Origin of the sequence: Microvirga aerophila, from assembly GCF_003332305.1 — a bacterium.
Classification (GTDB): Bacteria; Pseudomonadota; Alphaproteobacteria; order Rhizobiales; family Beijerinckiaceae; genus Microvirga; species Microvirga aerophila.
The window spans coordinates 1-2,076 of sequence record NZ_QOIO01000161.1 but is presented as its reverse complement, the minus strand read 5'-3'; the positions used below and the strand labels follow the sequence as shown (position 1 = coordinate 2,076).

Genomic DNA, 2,076 nt, shown 5'->3' with positions numbered 1-2,076 from the left:
TGTAGACCTTCACAGGTGTCAGGGCATGTCTGACGTCTGCGCCTTGAAAGGGGGAGCGCCGGGCCGCCTTTTGGCCCTGGAGATCGATGTTGGCTCTGCGGGCTGTGCGCACAAGCCTGCCATCTGGATCAGGCCAAACCCGAACGTCGGATCCCACCCTGACTTGCCAAGGTCGCGGGTGTGCTCTTCCAGCCGGGATTGGACCCCTTTGGTGTCCAACTCCGGGTTCGATGCAAGCAGCAGGCCTGCGGCAGCGGACACGAAGGGCACCGCATAGGACGTGCCCGTCCTCAGGGCGCCGCTGCCCTGGGCCGATGCTGTCCAGACCTTCACCCCAGGCGCAGAAAGATCAACGTACGCTCCCTGCGTCGCGCGCCGGTACACTTTCAGGTCTTGATCCACCGCAGTGACTGCGACGACCCCTGGATAGGCGGCCGGATAAGACGGCTGGGCGCCGGCACCGTTGTTGCCCACCGCTGCAATGAGCACGATGCCCTTGGCCTGGGCCGCCTCGATGGCTTTCTGGAGGAGCTCGTTTGCTGGACCTGACAGGCTCATGTTCATCACCTGCACCCCGCGCTTGGCCAGGGCCTCAATGGCGTCCACAAGGGACAGCACGTCCGTGCGATCAGCCGTGCCACCGTCGCGGTAGAATGCCTCCACCGCGATGATCTTCGCTTGCGGCAGCAGCCCAGGTGTTTGGCTGTCTGGCCGACCCACGAGGAGGGCCGCCACCGCGGTGCCGTGATCCCGTAACGAGGCATCCGCATGGCTTGCAGGGCGCGGCACCACCTCGATCGCTTGATCCTTCAGGGCTTCGTGCTCAAGGTTGATCCCGGTGTCGATCAAGCCGATGAGGGGGGTAGGACCGCATTGGGCTGCGTCCGATGACGACCAGTTGACGAGTGAGGCGGCCTGGCACTCGGCCCCGACACAAGCAACTGCGCCCTCATCGAGATAGTAGAAGTGATCGAAATCTGTTGAGGCGCGCGCATCGAGCAGCCGGACCCTTTGCCGGGCTTGGGTCAGTGAGGTGCCTTGTGGAACGCGCAGCCGGACAATCTGTGGGGCAATGCTGCCCTGGGTCTGGGTCTCGATGTGAAAGCCTTGAGCGGTGAGCCTGGTCAGAGCCTCGCGCGACAAGCCCGACGCCAGGATGGAGTTAGGGGCCTGCCGCGGCTTGGGCCGAGGATCGACAGCCGAGGCGGTCGCCTGCGCTTGCAGAGCCTTCGCCTGAGAGGCTGCATTGGCTGGGCGGGGCATTTGGCGCTTGGGTTGGGCAGACGTGCTTTGCCGTGGTGTGGTTTTGCTGGTGCTCGCCTTTGCCGTTCCTGTGCCGCGCTGGCTTTTGGCGTTTCCTGCCTTGAGAGTCTTATTGGTGTTCCCGCCTGTGGCGCTGCTGCCGGCTGCACGGCTCCGTCCGCCAGTGCCTCCAACACCGCCGCCTCCGACGCGACCGCCAACACCACCGCTGGCGCCACCGCCGACACCGCCTCCGACGCCACCGCCGACGCCGACGCCGACGCCACCGCTGGCACCACCGCCGACACCACCGCCGACACCACCGCCGGCACCGCTGGCACCGCCTCCGACACCACCTCCGACACCGCTGGCACCACCTCCGACACCACCTCCGACGCCACCTCCGACACCACCGCCTCCGACGCCACCGCTGGCACCACCGCCGACACCACCACTGTTCCCGGACCCGTCACCCTGCTGGGCGAAAGCTGATCCATTCATGAGGGGCAGGCTGGACCCTTGGCCGAGGTCAAGTTAAACCTGAAAAGGAAGGGCAGCGGCAGTGCCTGCTATCGCAATAAGACTATGTCGCCACCAGTGTGCCATGACCGCCTCCAGTAACGACGCTTAGCGCCGGGGCTCATAGTTTTGCGCATGGTCAGGCATTGGGGCAGAGACCAATCTGCAAGTGTGCCGCATCAAGCGCTGAGTCACGCCTCTTCTACTCTGCCCAAGATGAACATGAGCAATCTAATCGCTTATTGTGTCGAAGGATAAGCTTAACAATGAAGCTGCTGTGCTTGTAGGTAGCTGGGCAGATGCCTTTATGGGACC

Annotated in this window: 2 protein-coding genes; one reads left to right on the top strand and one right to left on the bottom strand. The window is 64.2% G+C overall.

The window, feature by feature from the left end; genetic code table 11:
• Positions 1-18 precede the first annotated feature (18 nt).
• A complete protein-coding gene (locus DRB19_RS29475) occupies positions 19-1,263 on the bottom strand; it encodes a S8 family serine peptidase (protein ID WP_114189489.1) in 1,245 nt (414 codons plus the stop codon).
• Between the two features lie 12 nt (positions 1,264-1,275).
• Here DRB19_RS29475 and DRB19_RS30540 point away from each other — a divergent pair, with 12 nt between their 5' ends.
• On the top strand, positions 1,276-1,734 hold the full coding sequence (locus DRB19_RS30540) for a hypothetical protein (protein ID WP_162815962.1): 459 nt from the start codon (positions 1,276-1,278) through the stop codon (positions 1,732-1,734).
• The last annotated feature ends 342 nt before the right edge of the window (positions 1,735-2,076 follow it).

Excerpts from the sequence above, each read along its gene's own strand:
- DRB19_RS29475 (WP_114189489.1), bottom strand. The coding sequence starts at position 1,263 with ATGCCCCGCCCAGCCAATGCAGCCTCTCAGGCGAAGGCTCTGCAAGCG.